This is a genomic window from Cerasibacillus sp. JNUCC 74, assembly GCF_053667775.1.
Map to the genome: position 1 here is coordinate 2,641,729 of NZ_CM132207.1, position 19,032 is coordinate 2,660,760.

The following is a 19,032-nucleotide window of genomic DNA, read 5'->3' on the forward strand; positions in this document are numbered from 1 at the left end:
AACAAAACTGAGTCTGTCAAGTATTTACAGGAGCAACTCTCATCTTTTCATTTTCTTTTATACAGCACCTCATTTGAAAAAAGCTTTTTAAGATAAAAAGCCTTTACCTACAAAAAGTAGATAAAAGCCTTTTGTTAGATTAATTATTTTAGCACCTCTAATACTTTTTTTACAGAATCAGCAGATTTATTCAAAGCGACCTTTTCTTCTTCCGTTAGATCTAATTCGATAATTTTTTCTATACCGTTACCACCTAAAATTGTTGGTACACCAAGATAAATATCCGAATAGCCATATTCACCTTCTAAGTACGCAATTGCCGGAAGTATGCGGCGCTGATCTTTTAAAATTGTCTCTGCCATTACTGTAAGTGATGCAGCCGGGGCATAGTATGCACTACCATTTCCTAATAAGCCGACAATTTCTCCGCCACCTTTTCTCGTACGTTCAACAATTGCATCTAAACGTTCTTTTGAAATCAATTTTTCTAGTGGAACGCCTCCAGCATAGGAATAACGAATGAGTGGAACCATATCATCTCCATGGCCCCCTAATACGAAACCAGTAACATCCTTAACAGATACATTTAATTCTTGCGCAACAAACGTACAGAATCTTGCTGTATCTAATACACCAGATTGACCAATGACACGTTCTTTTGGGAGGCCTGTTTCTTTAAAAACAGTATAAGTCATAGCATCAACAGGATTTGTGAGTACAACAATATATGTGTCAGGTGAATATTTCACAATTTCTGTAGCTACAGATTTCATAATTTTAGCATTGGTATTAACTAGGTCATCTCGGCTCATTCCGGGCTTTCGTGCAATACCTGCAGTAATAATCACCAGATCAGAATCTTTCGTATGTTCATAGTTGGACGTTCCAATAATAGAAGCGTCAAATCCCTGTACAGGACTTGCCTCAAGCATATCTAATGCCTTTCCTTTCGTTGGATCCTCCATATTAGGGATATCAACAAGTACGACATCGCCTAATTCCTTTTGCGCTATCATTAAGGCTGTTGTAGCTCCGGTAAAGCCTGAACCGATTACTGATATTTTTCTTCTTTTTATCCCCATTTTTAAAATCCCCTTTGTTCTTTTAGACTAGTAAGTATAATTCCTTCTATAAAGATTACGCTACGTCGTACGGAATCAACTAGTACAGGCGTCGCAATAATAAACATTTCGCAAAAAGCAACACAAGCACAGTATAGGCAACATAAAGTACCTATACTGTTTATAAACTACTATTATATTAACCCATATTTTTAATTAGTTCATTACCAAATTCAGAGCATTTCACTTCCGTTGCACCTTCCATTAATCGAGCAAAATCGTAGGTAACCACCTTTGAAGCAATGGTCTTATCCATAGCTGTTGTTATCAAATCAGCTGCTTCTCTCCAATCTATATGTTCAAGCATTAAAACGGCCGATAGAATCACAGAGGATGGATTTACTTTGTCTAATCCTGCATACTTAGGTGCAGTTCCGTGGGTAGCTTCAAAAATAGCATGCCCTGTATCATAATTAATGTTTGCTCCGGGAGCAATTCCAATTCCGCCTACTTGAGCAGCAAGCGCATCAGAAATATAATCCCCATTTAAATTCATCGTAGCAACAACATCAAACTCTTTCGGTCGTGTTAAAATCTGTTGTAAGAAAATATCAGCGATAGCATCCTTTATCAAAATTTTCCCAGCTGCAAGTGCCTCATCTTGTGCTTTATTTGCCGCATCCTTTCCTTCCTTTTCAACAATGCGGTCATACTCTGCCCAAGTAAAGACTTTGTCACCAAATTCTTCCTCGGCAACCTCATAACCCCAAATTTTAAATGCGCCTTCTGTAAATTTCATGATGTTACCTTTATGTACTAAAGTAACACTCTTGCGCCCTTCATTAATCGCATATTGAATACTTGCACGTACAAGACGTTTCGTTCCTTCTTCAGAAACTGGCTTTACCCCAATTCCAGAAGTTTCTGGAAAGCGAATGTTTGTTACATTCATTTCTTCTTTTAAGAACTTGATCACTTTTTTCGCTTCATCTGTTCCATTTTGCCACTCAATTCCGGCATAAATATCTTCTGTGTTTTCACGGAAGATAACCATGTCTACATCTTCAGGGCGTTTAACCGGAGACGGTACTCCATCAAAATAACGAACTGGGCGAAGACATGTAAAGAGGTCTAATTCTTGGCGTAGTGCAACGTTTAAGGAACGAAATCCACCACCAATTGGTGTTGTAAGCGGTCCTTTAATAGCGATTTTATACTCATCTATTTTGTCCAACGTATCTTGCGGTAACCATTCTCCAGTCTTGTCATACGCTTTTTGCCCTGCATAAACCTCTAGCCAATCAATTTCCTTGGTACCGTTATACGCTTTTTCCACTGCAGCTTCAATCACTTTTTTTGCAGTTGACCAAATATCCGGTCCCGTTCCATCACCTTCAATAAAAGGTATAATTGGTTTGTTTGGAACTTTCAACTGTCCATTCTCTACTATAATTTTTTCTCCCTTTGTCATAACAATCATTACCTCCTAATGTCATTTCTGTATATAGTTTAGCAAAAATAAGTCCTGCTGAACATCTTTGCTTATTGCCTAATTATTGGCAAGATTCCATCTATTGATGTTGAGGTAGTAACTAATAATCCTTTATCGTTGATCAATAGTAATATATTTTGGTGATTTTGGTCCAGTATAATCTGCTCTTGGACGAATTAATCTGTTATCAGTATATTGCTCCAAAATATGAGCGAGCCAGCCAGATGTTCGACTAACTGCAAAAATCGGTGTAAATAAATCATGATCAATGCCCAAGCTATGATAAACCGATGCAGAATAAAAATCAACATTTGCTGGTAACCCTTTATGTTCTTTAATGTAATCTTCAATTTTTACAGACATATTATACCATTTCGGCTGTCCAGTTAATTCTGTCAATTGCTTTGACATTTCTTTTAAAAATTTTGCCCGCGGATCTCCATTACGGTACACACGGTGCCCCATCCCCATAATCTTTTCTTTATTATCTAATTTTTCTTTAATATAAGGGATTACATTTTCTTCTTCTCCAATTTCCATCAACATTTGCATAACGCGTTCATTTGCACCACCATGTAGCGGCCCTTTCAATGCACCAATTGCAGCAGTAATTCCAGAATAAATATCTGAAAGAGTAGCTACACAGACCCTGGCAGTAAAAGTAGAAGCATTTAGTTCATGATCAGCGTGAAGTACAAGCGCTTTATTGATGGCTTCAACTTCAATATCCTTTGGGTCTTCTTCATTTAACATGTAAAGAAAATTTTCTGCATAACTATAATCTTGCTTCGGCTTAACCGGATCTTGCCCCTTCCGAATGCGCGCGAAAGCCGTTACAATTGATGCTATTTTTGCTTGTATACGGATTGCTTTCCGCTGATTTGCATCTGGACTCATTACTTCTGCTTCATCATCATACAAGCCTAATAATGATACAGCTGTCCGTAAAGCTGCCATTGGGTGAACTGTTGAAAGATCGTAGGAACGGAAATGTTTCACAATTCCGTCTGGAAGTTCCATATTTGCAGCAAGTTCTTGCTTTAAACCATCTAATTCAGCTTGGTTAGGAAGCTTTTGATTCCAAAGTAAGTAGATAACTTCTTCAAAACTGGAATATTCTGCCAAATCATCAATCTTGTAACCAACATACGTAAGTTGATCATCTATTATGGAACTAATTGACGATTGAGTTGCTACAACTCCTTCAAGCCCTTTCGTTGTTGCTGTCATAACAAACCCTCTCCTTTATAAATTATTTAGCACACTATCTTTCGACAATGTTTTAAAACTTATAAAAATTTATCCCCCTATGATAATTATAAAGTATTACGAATCTAATGTGAATTGAAACCGATTCAATTCACTATTTAGATTTTACTAGATACACAAATATTTTGCAAAAAAGAGTTTCTTTAGCTTCAACTTCGGTGAATCATTATCAAGTATAGAATTGGGGAAGTTTAGACAGATGCAGCACATTACTAGAATATCTTTATTAAAAACAATAGTTTATAAGACTATTTTGTTTATAAGTTGCATAAGTAATTAGAGAATGGTTTTTGATTTTAAATAAAATGGGGTTCAATTATGTACAAGCCACTTCTATTTCAATGTGTCCGATTGGTGCTTATCATTATTAGCATCGCATTGTTATGTTTCTCTATGACAATAAGCTTTAGCTATTTATATCCACTGGCAATTGCCGGTTTAATTGCGATTATTCTTCATCCAGTTGTTACATTTTTAGAAGAAAGGTTAAAATTACCAAGATTATTAGGAACAACAGGAACCATGCTGGTACTTTTTTTTCTTCTAAGCGGCATTTTATTTATTCTTGTTTCTGAATTTATCCAAGGAACCTTATTTTTAGCAGAACAATTGCCTACGCATTTCCAAACATTCAGTCTTTATTTGACAAATTTCATTGAGCAAAATATCATTCCTATATATCAAAAGTTAACTGCCTATTTTCAAACATTGAATGCTAGCCAACAAGCAGCCATTAGCGAAAACTTAAAGCACTTTATTAACAATCTTACAGCTTCTGCAACAACATTTTTACAAGGGGCGCTTCTTAAGTTACCAACGATTATTGCATCTTTACCCAGCTCTATTACAATCGTTATCTTTATTCTTTTAGCAGCCTTTATGATCACGGTTGACTATAAAAAAATCGTACTATTTTTTCACAGGCATATTCCGAATACGTTTAAAATGCCAATCCATAAAGTGATCGTTCAGCTGAAAAAAACAATTATCGGATATGCAAAAGCCCAAATCATCCTTGTGCTGATTTCGGCTATTCTTGTATACATTGGATTAGTTATTTTACAGGTAAATCATGCTTTTACGATTACATTATACATTGCTCTTGTCGACTTATTTCCTTATATTGGTTCGGGTATTATTTTTATGCCATGGATCATTTATCTTTTTATAGTTGGAAATTACTCGATGTCGATTAATTTATCGATTTTGTACGGAATTGTTATCATTATTAGGCAATTAATTGAGCCAAAAATATTATCTTCTAGTATCGGTATCCATCCCCTTGTAGCACTAATAACATTATTTATTGGCATTCAATTTTGGGGAGTAATTGGATTTCTAATTGCACCTATCATGCTTATCTTTATTAACACGCTATATCGAGCAGGCACATTTAACGAGATTTGGAAATTTATTAAAGGATAAAACTCACCATCTTCGATATATGATGGTACGGTTTTTTATAAAGTACTTCATTATTGCTTCTATTTTTTTACTAAACATTCGCCGAGTTGGAGGTATAACTAATAGAAAACCAACCGCATCGGTAATAAAACCCGGAGTGACTAACAAAACAGCTCCAATTAACACACATATTCCATTAATAATATATCCTGTAGGTGCTTCTCCACGCTGAATGGAAAGCTGTGCCTGATTCCATATCTCAATTCCTTGTTGTTTTGCTAAATAAAAGCCAATTGCGCCAGTCAATATAATCAATAACACAACCCACCAAGTTCCAATTATTCCACCAATCCAAATAAAAAGACCGATTTCGAGTGCAGAAAGAATAAATGCCGTAAGTAAAAACCATTTCATTGAATTTTTTCACCTCCATATGATTCAGCAGTGAGTAGTATAAATTTGTCTTCCCTGCAAAATACTGTACACGCTCTGCTGTAAAAGAAGATATAGAAAAAGAGGGGAGGGAACACCCTCTTTTTCTATATGAACATTAAAGTACTCTTGTATGCCCTTGATAGATGTCGCCTTTCGCACCATCAACAGTGATAATTTCATCATCTTTAATCACATCAAATACATCCTCAACACCAACGATTACAGGGATTCCTAAACTTAATCCAACAACCGCAGCATGAGAAGTAAGCCCAGTTTCTTCTGTAATAATACCAGCAGCCTTTTCTATTGCCGGCATCATTTCTTTTTCCGTACCGTAAGTAACTAATATATCGCCTTCTTGTACTTTTTCTATTGCTTCCTTCGCTGATTTTACAACAACTGCTCTGCCAAAAGCGCTTTTTCTTCCAATTCCCTGACCTTTTGCAATGATATCGCCAATGACATGAACCTTCATTAAATTCGTTGTACCACTTTCTCCAACCGGTACACCAGCGGTAATAATAACGCGGTTTCCACGCTCAACCATACCAGATTGTAAGCCTCTTTCTACTGCGATATCCAACATTTCGTCCGTAGAGCCCGCACGTTTACATGTAACTGCATGTACACCCCAGACTAAGGAAAGACGGCGATTTACTCTCTCAGAAAATGTAACTGCAAGAATTGGAGCATGTGGACGATATTTGGAAATCATTCTTGCCGTGTGGCCACTTTCTGTCGGCGTGATAATTGCACTTACCGATAAGTTCATTGCTGTATGTGTAACAGATTGACTGATTGCATCTGTGATCGTCATATCTACATTACGCGAGCGTTCCCGTAAAATGGACTGATGATCTAAAGCAGTTTCTGCCTTCATTGCAATATTGCTCATCGTTTGTACAGATTCAACCGGGTAATCACCCGCAGCCGTTTCACCAGATAGCATAACTGCATCGGTTCCGTCAAAAATGGCATTCGCTACATCTGATGCTTCTGCTCTTGTGGGTCGTGGATTACGTTGCATTGAATCAAGCATTTGGGTAGCCGTAATAACAGGTTTACCTGCTATATTACATTTTTCAATAAATTTTTTCTGTACAAGCGGTACATCCTCAGCAGGAATTTCCACACCAAGATCACCACGGGCAACCATTAATCCATCACTTACTTCTAAAATGCTGTCGATATTATCGACACCCTCTTGGTTTTCAATCTTAGGGATAATTTGAATATGCGTTGCATTATGTCTTTCAAGGAGTTCTTTTATTTCTAAAACATCCGATGCACGTCTGACAAAAGAAGCTGCGATGAAATCTACATCATGTTCAATACCAAAAATAATATCGTTAGCGTCTTTCTCCGTAATTCCAGGCAGGTTTACCGAAACATTTGGGATGTTAACACCTTTTTTATTCTTGATGATACCTGTATTCAGTGCAATTGTTTTCACTTCTTGTTTTGCTTGATCAATTTCAACAACCTTTAATTCGATTAATCCATCATCTAGAAGAATTTTAGAGCCGACATGGACATCATTAATTAGGCCAGGATACGTAACCGAAAAACGTTCAGCTGTTCCTTCGACTTCTTTCATTGATACATAAACTATATTTCCTTGAACTAGTTCAGCTTGTCCATTGACAAAGTCGTGTGTACGAATTTCTGGTCCTTTCGTATCTAGAAGTATCGCAATAGTTTTCCCTGTTTTTTCTGCCGCTTTACGTATATTTTCAATTCGTGCTGCATGTTCTTCATAATTACCATGTGAAAAATTCAGGCGAGCAACGTTCATCCCACATTCCATTAACTTCTCCAAGGTTTCAATAGATTCTGATGCAGGTCCGATCGTACATACAATTTTTGTGTTTCTCATTATTGTTTCCTCCTTAATTTACCGTTCCAACGTTAAATAGATAGTTCTTGAGATAATGTATACATGTCATCGTTAATGGTATGCTGCTCGTGCAGAACTTTACTAATTTCATGATCAACTATTTGGTTCTGTTGAATTCCTACCATTCTTCCTGCTTTACCAGCCATTAACAAATCGACTGCTTTAGCAGCAAGTCTGCTTGCCAGTACACGATCTGCTGCTGATGGCGACCCACCGCGTTGAATATGTCCTAACACCGTAACACGTGTTTCTAAATCCGTCGCTTCTTCAATTCTTTTTCCATATTCAATCCCGCTACCTACACCTTCTGCAAGTATAATAATACTATGTTTCTTTCCACGTTTGTGTCCTCGCTTCAACTTTTGAACAACTGTTTCAAATTTTTCCTTCTTTTCAGGGATTAAAATACTCTCTGCACCATCAGCCAAGCCTGCCCAAAGTGCAATATCTCCTGCATTTCTTCCCATCACCTCAATAATGTAGGTGCGTTTATGGGAAGTTGCTGTATCACGAACTTTATCAATTGCTTCAATCACAGTATTTAATGCTGTATCAAAGCCAATTGTAAAATCAGTTCCCGCAATATCGTTATCAATCGTTCCTGGCACACCAATACATGGATAGCCTTTTTCCGTTAATTTTTGTGCTCCACGAAAACTACCGTCACCGCCAATAACGATTAAACCTTCAATACCAAATTTATTTAGTTGTTCGATTGCTTTTTGTTGTCCTTCTTCTGTTTTAAATTCTTCACTTCTTGCAGAGTAAAGGATTGTTCCGCCACGATGGATAATATCACCTACAGAACCAATTTCCATCTTTTCTATAGTACCTTCCATTAATCCTTGAAAGCCATATTTAACTCCATATACTTCTATATTATGATAAATGGCTTTCCTTACTACTGCTCGAATTGCAGCATTCATTCCTGGTGCATCGCCACCGCTAGTTAAAACGCCAATTTTTTTCATAGTTTTTATTCCACCTCTGGTCTTACAATTTTCTGTTCAAAAAATGTCCTCTCTTAAAAGATAATTGGAAATAAGTAAAATAGCAATTAAAATCATGTAAAATATTGCACATTTTCTCATGAAAGCCCTTTATGTATGTGACTTCCAGCCCGATTAACATATTATGGAAAAACACGAACTAGGGTTGACATACACTGCCAACCCCCTTTATCATAAAAAATCTCATCTCCCCATCTTAGTATACCACCTAAGATTTGTTGCTAACCAAGCACCTATAATTTTGCCTTACAATTAATTAGATTGTCTGGTATTGCCCAATTTTCTTATATTTTTCCCATCTTTTTTTAAGTAATTCATCAACTGAATATTTCTCTAACATTTGTAAAGATTGTACTATCGCCTCGTCTAAATATGCAGCTTGTTCTTTCACATTGCGGTGGGCGCCACCTCTGGGCTCTGGAATAATGCGATCGATAATCCCTAACTTTTTCAAATCATATGCAGTTATTTTCATCGACTCTGCGGCAGTCTGTGCATAACTGGCATCCTTCCATAAAATAGAAGCTGCCCCTTCCGGTGAAATTACAGAATAGGTGCTATTTTCCAGCATATGTATTTCATCTCCTACTCCTAATGCCAAAGCACCGCCACTTCCACCTTCACCAATCACAACACAAATTATCGGCACAGTAAGTCCAGCCATTTCCATTAGATTCCTAGCTATCGCTTCACTTTGCCCTCTTTCTTCAGCTGCCTTCCCCGGATACGCTCCTTTTGTGTCAATAAAACAAATAATTGGTCGGGAAAACTTTTCAGCCTGTTTCATATGCCGCAAAGCCTTTCGGTATCCTTCTGGGTGAGGCATTCCAAAATTACGCCGAATATTTTCTTTTGTATCTTTTCCACGTTGATGTCCAATAACTGTAACTGGCTTTTCTTTATAAAAGGCAATACCTGTCACAATTGCTGCATCATCTCCAAATAGACGATCCCCATGAAATTCAATAAAATCGGTAAATAGTTCTTCAATATAATCTAACGTTGTTGGTCTTTCCGGATGTCTGGCAAGTTGAACACGATCCCATGGTTTTAAATTACTATAAATATCATTTTCTAATATCGCAAGACGCTTCTCTAATGTGTTAATTTCTTCTGTTAAATCGATATCACTATCTGCAGTGAAACGTTTTAGTTCTGCAATTTTTTCCTTCAAATTTACAATTGGTTTTTCAAATTCCAACATCTGCTTCATGATTTCTTTCCACCTTTCTGATGAAACGTTAGCAATAATGCTAATAAATCTTTCATTTCTGAACGGTGTACAACTTTATCTAATTGCCCGTGCTCCAATTGAAATTCAGCTGTTTGAAAATCGTCAGGCAATTTTTCACGAATTGTTTGCTCAATAATACGACGACCTGCAAAACCAATTAAAGCTCCCGGCTCCGCAAGATGATAATCACCTATCGAAGCAAAACTTGCCGATACTCCTCCTGTTGTCGGGTGTGTCATGACAGAAATCATTAAACCTCCCGCATCGCTAAAATGTTTAATAGCTGCTGCTGTCTTTGCCATTTGCATCAAGCTGAGAACACCTTCCTGCATTCTTGCCCCGCCGGATGCTGTAAAAATAATAAACGGAATGCCTTCATCTTTTGCTTTTTCAACTGCGCGCGCAATTTTTTCGCCGATTACCGACCCCATGCTCCCCATCCGAAAGGTAGAATCCATAACCGCAAATGCTGTAACATTACCATTTATCTTTCCTTTTCCGGTGACTACACCTTCTTTGAGACCTGTTTTCTGCTTATCTTTTTCAATCTTTTCTTCGTAGCCAGGGAAATGGAGAGGATTTCCAGTTGTCAACTGCTTGTCCCATTCGTTGAAGCTTCCTTCGTCAAATAATGTATTAATTCGTTGCCATGCTTGTAATGGATGATGATAATCACAGTTCGGACACACTTGTAAATTTTTATTCATTTCTTTACGATAGTATATTTTATGGCACCCACTACATTTCTGCATTAAGCCCTCAGGAACATCAGCTTTTGCCTGTTCACTCGGGATGGATGCATATTTTTTTCGCTTGCCAAAAAAATCCTTAAGCAAGACAATTCCTCCTTTTTTCAACAACCCCTAACACGTGCGTAAAAGCTATTTCTCTATTTTACCGAAAGAGCTTAATGGTTTTTTTATCTATTATACATAAGTTGTACGAAAAAAACTGTCAAAAACAGTCGGCAATTTGAGATTACTTCTCCAACAGCTTGTCGAATAATTTTTCAATAGCTGCATACTGTTTATTATAATATAACTGCACTAATTGCTCATAAAATTCCTTGTCTAAGCTAATGCTCTTAATGGTAATAGCAAATTCATACATTAACTGCCAAACCTTATTAAGCAACAAATTATGGGACATATTAAAAATAAATTGAAAAAACATAGCATGTACAAATTCCATCTCATCTTTTTCTAGGATAGCGGATAGTTCATCTACATCTTGCTTACTCATGTGACAAAATGCGAGTTTAGCTGCTTCCTTTTCTAGTAATCGGATGGTTTTTACTAAATCCGTTTTTGTCTGTTCTTCCTGTAAAACAAAAGAAGCAAGCAGCTCTACCATCTGAAACGGGCGATATCTGCTTAAAAAAGTTCCTTCACCACGTTTGGTTTCAATTAACCCTAACAATTCCATTGCACGTAATGCTTCACGTATAGACGATCTGCCAGCATGTAAGATTTCAGCAAGTTCCCTCTCAGAAGGAAGCTTATCTCCCGGCTGTAAATGATGTGTAACAATATATTGGCGAATCTCTTTTAAAACGCCCTGATACACCTTTTGCTTTTGTGACATGGACACAGCCATGACTCACTCCTTTAACACATTAATTACTATCTATTTGTGTTAATCTTCTCGTATTCTCGGCTACTTCTTCTGGATTTACTTCTATTCTTGCTACTCCGGATTCCATAGCAGCTTGAGCTACACTCTTAGCTACAATTGGCGCTACTCTAGCATCAAATGGAGCTGGGATTACATAGTCTTCATGTAATTCACTATCGGAAATAAGGGAAGCTATTGCATGTGCAGCAGCAACTTTCATCTTTTCATTGATTCTTGTTGCACGTACATCAAGTGCTCCGCGGAAAATTCCCGGAAAAGCGAGCACATTATTTACTTGGTTAGGAAAATCTGAGCGCCCCGTCCCAATAACTCTTGCACCGGCTTCTTTAGCAATATTAGGCATAATTTCCGGTTCAGGATTAGCCATAGCAAAAATAATCGGGTTTTCATTCATTTTCTGTACCATTTCCTTCGTCAACGCACCGCCAACAGAAACCCCAATAAATACATCTGCACCTTCCAGCATTTCTTCCAGGTTACCTTCCTTTTTTGCTTGATTCGTAAAGTCGGCTACACGTTCCTTTACATCATTCATTCCATAAGGGCGACCTGCATAAATAGCTCCACGAGAATCACACATAATCAAATCACGAACACCAAAATGATATAATAATTTTATAATTGCAATTCCTGCTGCTCCGGCTCCGTTTGCAACTACTTTGATATCAGAAAATGATTTGTCTACTAATTTTAGAGCATTAATTAAACCTGCAACCGTAACAATAGCTGTTCCATGCTGATCATCGTGGAAAATTGGAATATTCGTCTCTTTTTTCAGCCGTTCTTCAATTACAAAGCATTTTGGTGCTGCAATATCTTCTAAATTTACTCCACCAAACGTTGGCTCCATCAATTTAACGGTTTGGACAATTTCTTCTACATCTTGGGTGGCTAAACAAATAGGAAAGGAGTCCACACCTGCAAAGCTTTTAAATAAAACAGATTTCCCTTCCATTACCGGGAGCGCAGCTTCTGCCCCTATATTTCCTAGACCTAAAACCGCCGATCCATCACTAATGACAGCAACCATATTGCCTTTCATTGTATAATCATATACCATATCTACATGGTCATGAATCTCCTTACATGGTTCTGCTACTCCAGGAGAATAAGCCAAACTTAACTCCTCTGCATTGGTAACAGGTATTTTTGATTGCGTTGTTAATTTACCCTTATTCACTTTATGCAAGTGTAATGCCTTATCTCTTAAGCTTGCCATCTTTACTAATCGCTCCCTTTCGTAGAAAAAATAAACTTTCTCCATCCAAAGGTGGTCTGACCACCATTAACTCCTTTATTATAACAGATGAGGGTTGTCTGTAAAGTAATGATGGATCATTCTATTGGACATTACAGAACAACAAAAGCTAAAAATCAACTTCGCCCCCGAAAAACACCAGACTCCGACGAGTAGGCTGCCTAACTTACAGGAGAAGTAAAGCCACCTCGAGGGCTGGGTACTGGTGCTCTGTGAAGATAAATGTCATTTAAAACTATCCAACATGAACAAAGCTTATACATTTTCTAGACGAAACTAAAATAATATCGCATAACTGCCTGATTGATAGTACGTTATATTAAGTTTAGCCAAGAAATATTTCAATGTAAAAAACGTTAACTAGCTAGGAATCTGTTCATTTTTTGTGTGCTTCTATACTAATCAAGTACCACTTCGTTTGTTCCAAAATAATCTTTTAGTTCCTGTATACAAGCAGTTGTTGGTTCCAAGTTATAATCTTCCGTTAATTGATATGTTTTTCGCAGCTGTTCTTGAAAAATAATAACCGGAGTATTGCCCGGGAAATGGGAAGAAATTTGTTTTAATTTGATTAAATCTTTTGTATTATCTTCGCTTGTAAGTTTAATAAATAATCGTGTTGTTTGCATTTCTTTGAAAGCAGTCATATCTAAAGGTTGGATAGCTGAAAGCAGCATTTGAACCTGCTGTTTTCTCCATTCAAGTTTTCCTTCCACTAAGACTATCATTTCCTCTTTTAGCCAACGACGAACTTCACGATAAAGCTGTGGAAAAACAACTACTTCCATATCATCTGTTTCATCCCCAAGTGAGACAAATGCCATTGGATCTCCGCGCTTCGTGCGAATCGTCTTTATCGTTTGGATAATTCCGGCACTTTTTAACCTATAGCCCTCTCCCCTCTTTTTCACATTTCGTAGAGACAGATAACCAGAGCGTTGTAAAATCTTTCGGTATTCATGCATCGGATGACTGGAAATATATATCCCGATTAGCTCTTTTTCCTGAGCTAACTTCTTCACTTGAGTGAAATCTTCTATGGAAACATACTCTCCTTCTAACTCAATTTGATCTTGAAACAAACTAGGCTGTTCTTGAAATTCTTTAAATAATTCACCCTGTTCAATTGCCTGATCAATGGTTGCTAATAAACTAGCTCGATTATGATAGAGTTCATCAAAAGCCCCTGCCATAATTAATAATTCAATTGTTTGCCGATTTACAGCTTTTAAAGAAACACGTAAACAAAAATCAAATAAACTTTTGAATGGGCCTTCTTTACGCACCTGAATAATTTCGCTAACTGCCTGATTACCAATCCCTTTAATTTGCAATAGCCCCATTCGTATATCATTTCCTTCCACAGCATACTTTCCAAAACTATGATTAATGGAAGGTGGCAATAGTTTAAGTTGTAATTCCTTCATTTCTCTTAAATACATCTGTAATTTATGATGCTGATGGACAGATGTGCTTAATAATTCAGCAAAAAAAGCGGCTGGAAAATGTGCTTTTAAATATGCAAGCTGATATGAAATACGACTATAAGCTACAGCATGACTACGGTTAAAACCATAATTAGAAAAGCGGACAATCCATGTAAATAACTGCATTGCTACAGATTCACTATAGCCATTGTTTATACAACCTGATATAAATGCGGCCTTTTGCTGTTCCATCATATTTTCCTGTTTTTTACTGACCGCTCTTCGAAGAATATCTGCTTGCCCCAGTGTAAAGCCAGCAATCTGATGAGCTATTTGCATAATTTGTTCTTGATAAACTAGTACGCCATATGTTTTGGATAAAATAGGAGCAAGATCCGAATGAGGATAAGTCACCGTTTCAAGTCCATGTTTACGGCGAATATATGTTGAAATGAAGTCCATTGGGCCTGGACGATATAGTGCATTAACAGCTACGATATCTTCAAAATGACTTGGCTTAAGTTCTTGTAACACTTGCCTCATCCCTTGCGACTCTAATTGAAATACACCATTCGTTTTTCCCTTCTGCAATAGGGAAAAGGTTAAACTGTCGTCATCAGGAATCTGTTCTAAAGATAAAGCCTTACCAGTTGTGTATCGGATTCTTTGTAAAACTCTTTCCAGTAAAGTTAAGTTTCGCAGACCTAATAAATCAATTTTCAACAGCCCGATAGCTTCTATATCATTCATTGCATACTGTGTCAAATGTACAGAAGAACTGCCAGGGATCAATGGGACGTGTTCTTCTAAAGGTTGCTCCGTAATGACAATACCAGCAGCATGAGTCGATAGATGCTTAGGAATTCCTTCTAATTTAGTAGCAACTGTAAATAGTCGTCGTAATGTTTTGGAGTCTTTAATATAGCTTTTCAATTCCTCCGACTCACTAATAATCCGAACAAGACTTTTCTTCGTTTGTAATGGAATATGACGTAGAATAAACGATGCATCTTGTTGATTAACTTTCATCGTTTTAATCAGTTCTCGCATTAATGAGCGAGCTGCAAATGTACCAAATGTAATAATTTGCGCTACATGTTCCTCTCCATAGGTTTTTTGCACATATTCAATGATCTCTTCCCGACGAATATCAGAAAAATCAACGTCAATATCTGGCATTGTCATTCGTTCCGGATTAAGAAATCTTTCAAATAATAATTCATACTTAATTGGATCAACATCTGTAATGCCTAAAACATAAGCTACAAGAGAACCAGCAGCTGATCCCCTTCCAGGTCCTACCACAATCCCATTATTCTTCGCATAAGCGATAAAATGGGCCACTATTAAAAAGTAGTCACTAAACTGCATCGTTTTAATTACTTCCAGCTCATAGTTCAATCGTTCCTGTATTTCATTAGTAATTTTAGCGTATTTATTTGACAACAAATCGTGACACTTTTGCACAAGGTAATCATGACTATCCTTCCCCCCTGTTAGAGGGAAAGAAGGAAGAAATCGCTGTTGAAAGTCAAACTTCACTTCACATTTCTGTACGATTTCTTCGGTCGTCTGTAACGGCTCTGGCCATGCGGAAAAAGATAACTTCATCTCTACTTCCGATCGTAAATGGTGGTTTTTTAACAATGGAGAAATTTCATCACCATCCCATTGTTGATTATGCTTCATTGCTTGTAAACAATCATAAGCAATTACATCATTTTCTTGTATATAGCGAACATCATGAATCGCTACAACCGAAATAAGGAATGTTCTTTGAAATAGCTTTACAGCATCATGTAAAGGCAGTTCGGTCTTCATTCCATAAGCTTCCACTCCCAAATAAAAATCAGCTTCAGCAAAAGCTTCCTGATATGGCAAAAGATATTCCGTTAAGCGAGTAAATGATTCAGTCATAAACCAATCAGCTATTGGTGACTGATGAACAGAAAGAATACCTATACAATGCGCTGTGTAGTTTTTTAAGTTGTCTAGTGGTATAAATTGCCCTTCTTGCTTCTGTATCCATGTACTTAATTTAGCAAGATTTTGATAACCCTCATTTGTTTTAGCTAATAGTGTTAGTTCCTCAATCTCTGTCTGATTTCGCTTCACTAATACGGTCATCCCAATAATTGGCTTGATACCATACCTTAGACATTCTTGATAAAACGAAATAGCTCCATGTAATACTTGCTCGTCAGTGAGGGCTAACGCTCTATATTCAAGCTCCATTGCCTGCTTTACTAATTTTTCTATTGTGATAGTACTATTTAGCAGACTATAGCTACTTCTTACTTGTAAATGTGTATACGCCATCGTACCCCGCCTTTACATACTCTATCCATTATTATACCAATCTAATGAGAACATGCATACGGAAATGCCAATGAGTTAGCATAACCTGTCCTTTTCATTCATAAGTTTAAATAAAGTTGAACTTACATGATTAAAATTTTTTGGCATTCTTATCATAAATAATATCTAATAAGTTAGCTTTTTTGCACCTTTTTTAATTATTAACTTTTAAGCACATATCATGGGTTTGAAAGAGGAGTGCTTTAATGGAAGAACGTTTTTTTGAAACATTTATTCATTGTTACTTTATTGCTTTTGGTGTAGTTATTGGCGGTTCGATCATCGGCAGTATTGGTGCTTTTATTACTGGAAATCCGCCGTTAACAGAGATTGGACGAATTGCCATTCAACTGCGGATTTGGGCCATTGTCGCAGCAATTGGCGGTACATTTGATGCAATTGCAAATTTTGAAAGGGGAATTTACGATGGATCAACGCTGGATTTATTTAAACAGGCGTTATTCATTTTATCCGCAATGGGCGGGGTGAAAACGGCTATTTTATTATTAAGTTGGCTGACACAGGAGGAAATATCCTAATGCATATCCCTCCATATCACAAAAAAGTTACGTGGCAGCGTTTTTTTGTTGGAGCAATGGTGGGGGCAGTCATTGCATATTGCATACTTATTTATATGTATGGAACGATGTATGAAGCTTTACTCATCGAAAATCATGAACTAAATAATAAAGTCAGTCAATTACGAAGTCAGAATGAGTCTTTACTTGAGGACAATGATGAATTAAATGAAAGATCAGCAAAACAGGTTAGCATTGAGTCAATTTCACTATCGATTGAAAATGCAGAAACATTACGAATGGATCGATTAATTGTTGGTAAATTAGAGGAACTTGTACAAGAGGAATTAAAACATGTCATTGGTAAGGACCTGACCATCATTGCAGAAAGCGATAGATTGCTTATATCCACGATTGAAAATAAGACGTTTACAGTCGAAGATTTTTCTTATACACTTTCCATTCGCAAGCTTATTATCTCGAATAATATTAAAATCACTGCAAAAGCGCAGAGATCTTCGTAAAAACAGGAATCGAAACTAATATATATGTAACGCTAAAAACACACAACCCTATGGGAGCGTTGGATAGCTTTTTCCACAGCTATGCATTAAAAAGATTTAGCTTAAAATGCTTATTAAAATAGGTATTTCAATGACATTAGTGTTGCCAACTGTCATCACCTTAAAGAAAACAGGAGATCATTGAATCACTTATTCAAACGGTTGACGATTAACAAACTAGTCGTAAATAAGATATAGGCAACAATACCAAATAGAATTACCATTTTCCAATTTATTGAATATTACCGTATAAAGTGAAACTTCATTCCGTGGAATGCTTTTTACACGGAATGTTAGTTGAACGAATCGGGCATTTAGGTGCCGTTCTCTCACACTTAGAACCTGTTTTTTTAACTCAAGCTCTTGAAGCGGGAGGCTTACGGCACCTTACATGCGGGATAAAGTTGATGCCGAACTAGATATGAAAACAAATGCTACTGAAAAAAGAAGTCCACCTAAATGTTTGTTTTATTTAGAAAACAAAGTCCACTTCCTCCTTTAAAAGATATCTAAATACACCGTAATCAGCATTTTACCATTACCTTCATCTTATCACTGTTTATTTATTCTTACTAAAACTTCACCGAAAAAGTGAACATTTTATGAAATATCGGAATATTTATCGTAATCTTTCTATTTTTACTTTATACTAAGATTAATAAAAAAACATCTTGATAAATATACTTATATACTAAGGCAAATGAAAGGAGTGGGCAACGATGTGGGTAATAAACCACAGACAACAAAGAGATGAAAAAATCGCTCGATTAAAACAGGGAACATCTGCCTATGCTGAATCCAAGGAACTGATTCGCTTAATTAAACGTGATATAGAAAAAGAGCATTTAGATGTAATTTCTGAAGAGACCGCTTCTGGATGCTGGTTCATACCTAAAGATAAAAGTAGCTAATTTAAAAAAGCGTTCTCACAAACAAAGACATACAGCATACCACTTTCCAATACCCGAAAGGGTCCTTAGCCCGGCAATTTTATTGCATTGTCCAGTTAAAGACCCTTTTCTCATTAAAGAAAATATTCAAAACATCCATTTAAAAATGACACTTTTGTTCTTTTTTAATGTGTATAAAATTTTAGATTTCTAAAATAAACTTAGTCAAAGCAGTAAAAACGTTAATATTAAGGATTTATAGGATTTTTAATAATTTCCTCTTTTGCAAAATCACCCATTCTAAATGAAACACTTGGGAGAGGATTTAAATTTAGCGTGGACAGGCGTAATTATTAAGAAGATGTTGCTTGAAGCATATACTAAAAACACCTTGAAAGGCTATTGCCAATCAGGATGTTTAGCTAGATTAAATATGACTAATTACTTCGTATACTGATTCCTTAAACATATCAGGATCTTCATTTTTTATTTCGTTTAATAAATCTAAACTTCACTCTTTATGGTCGGATTTAATTGTGAACATATGTTTCCATAAACAAGTTTTACTGTAGAATAGTTAA

Annotated in this window: 15 protein-coding genes; 4 read left to right on the top strand and 11 right to left on the bottom strand. The window is 36.6% G+C overall.

Features of this window, described 5'->3' with window-relative positions; genetic code table 11:
* Positions 1-143 precede the first annotated feature (143 nt).
* The 3 genes from mdh to citZ form a co-directional block, all read right to left on the bottom strand.
* Positions 144-1,082 carry a malate dehydrogenase gene (gene mdh, locus JNUCC74_RS11830; protein ID WP_077321337.1) on the bottom strand — a complete coding sequence of 313 codons (939 nt, stop codon included), beginning with the start codon at positions 1,080-1,082 and terminating at the stop codon, positions 144-146.
* A gap of 178 nt (positions 1,083-1,260) precedes the next feature.
* Entirely contained in the window at positions 1,261-2,532 is a 1,272-nt protein-coding gene (gene icd, locus JNUCC74_RS11835; protein WP_454065504.1) for an NADP-dependent isocitrate dehydrogenase, read from the bottom strand.
* 132 nt (positions 2,533-2,664) lie between these two features.
* The gene (gene citZ, locus JNUCC74_RS11840; RefSeq protein WP_454065505.1) at positions 2,665-3,783 is read right to left on the bottom strand and encodes a citrate synthase; all 1,119 of its coding nucleotides are present in this window, start codon (positions 3,781-3,783) and stop codon (positions 2,665-2,667) included.
* A 357-nt stretch (positions 3,784-4,140) separates the two neighbouring features.
* On the opposite strand from citZ, the gene ytvI reads away from it, so the two are divergent.
* Positions 4,141-5,247 carry a sporulation integral membrane protein YtvI gene (gene ytvI, locus JNUCC74_RS11845; RefSeq protein WP_454065506.1) on the top strand — a complete coding sequence of 369 codons (1,107 nt, stop codon included), beginning with the start codon at positions 4,141-4,143 and terminating at the stop codon, positions 5,245-5,247.
* A gap of 3 nt (positions 5,248-5,250) precedes the next feature.
* On the opposite strand, the gene JNUCC74_RS11850 is transcribed toward ytvI, so the two are convergent.
* The 8 genes from JNUCC74_RS11850 to dnaE all read right to left on the bottom strand — a co-directional run bounded on the left by JNUCC74_RS11850 (position 5,251) and on the right by dnaE (position 16,441).
* Entirely contained in the window at positions 5,251-5,640 is a 390-nt protein-coding gene (locus JNUCC74_RS11850) for an FxsA family protein (protein WP_077321341.1), read from the bottom strand.
* Positions 5,641-5,776: 136 nt separating this feature from the next.
* Positions 5,777-7,537 (bottom strand): pyruvate kinase, encoded by a 1,761-nt coding sequence (gene pyk / locus JNUCC74_RS11855; RefSeq protein ID WP_454065507.1) that lies wholly within the window; start codon positions 7,535-7,537, stop codon positions 5,777-5,779.
* Positions 7,538-7,569: 32 nt separating this feature from the next.
* On the bottom strand, positions 7,570-8,529 hold the full coding sequence (gene pfkA / locus JNUCC74_RS11860; RefSeq protein ID WP_077321343.1) for a 6-phosphofructokinase: 960 nt from the start codon (positions 8,527-8,529) through the stop codon (positions 7,570-7,572).
* Positions 8,530-8,824: 295 nt separating this feature from the next.
* Positions 8,825-9,781, bottom strand: coding sequence for an acetyl-CoA carboxylase carboxyl transferase subunit alpha (gene accA / locus JNUCC74_RS11865; RefSeq protein WP_454065508.1), 957 nt, complete (start codon positions 9,779-9,781; stop codon positions 8,825-8,827).
* Positions 9,778-10,638, bottom strand: coding sequence for an acetyl-CoA carboxylase, carboxyltransferase subunit beta (accD, locus tag JNUCC74_RS11870; protein WP_454065509.1), 861 nt, complete (start codon positions 10,636-10,638; stop codon positions 9,778-9,780). The genes accA and accD overlap by 4 nt, the downstream gene beginning before the upstream one ends.
* A gap of 142 nt (positions 10,639-10,780) precedes the next feature.
* Positions 10,781-11,398, bottom strand: coding sequence for a FadR/GntR family transcriptional regulator (locus JNUCC74_RS11875; protein WP_143695883.1), 618 nt, complete (start codon positions 11,396-11,398; stop codon positions 10,781-10,783).
* A gap of 19 nt (positions 11,399-11,417) precedes the next feature.
* Positions 11,418-12,656, bottom strand: a complete 1,239-nt coding sequence (locus JNUCC74_RS11880) for an NAD(P)-dependent malic enzyme (protein ID WP_454065510.1) — start codon at positions 12,654-12,656, stop codon at positions 11,418-11,420.
* A 437-nt stretch (positions 12,657-13,093) separates the two neighbouring features.
* Positions 13,094-16,441, bottom strand: coding sequence for a DNA polymerase III subunit alpha (gene dnaE / locus JNUCC74_RS11885; protein ID WP_454065511.1), 3,348 nt, complete (start codon positions 16,439-16,441; stop codon positions 13,094-13,096).
* A 245-nt stretch (positions 16,442-16,686) separates the two neighbouring features.
* Between dnaE and JNUCC74_RS11890 the strand changes: the two genes are divergently transcribed.
* The 3 genes from JNUCC74_RS11890 to JNUCC74_RS11900 all read left to right on the top strand — a co-directional run bounded on the left by JNUCC74_RS11890 (position 16,687) and on the right by JNUCC74_RS11900 (position 18,472).
* Entirely contained in the window at positions 16,687-17,019 is a 333-nt protein-coding gene (locus JNUCC74_RS11890; protein ID WP_216482271.1) for a YtrH family sporulation protein, read from the top strand.
* Complete coding sequence (gene ytrI / locus JNUCC74_RS11895; RefSeq protein WP_077321348.1) at positions 17,019-17,522, top strand: sporulation membrane protein YtrI; 504 nt, start codon at positions 17,019-17,021, stop codon at positions 17,520-17,522. Before JNUCC74_RS11890 ends, ytrI begins: the two co-directional genes overlap by 1 nt.
* A gap of 758 nt (positions 17,523-18,280) precedes the next feature.
* Positions 18,281-18,472, top strand: a complete 192-nt coding sequence (locus tag JNUCC74_RS11900; protein WP_077321349.1) for a hypothetical protein — start codon at positions 18,281-18,283, stop codon at positions 18,470-18,472.
* Positions 18,473-19,032 lie beyond the last annotated feature (560 nt).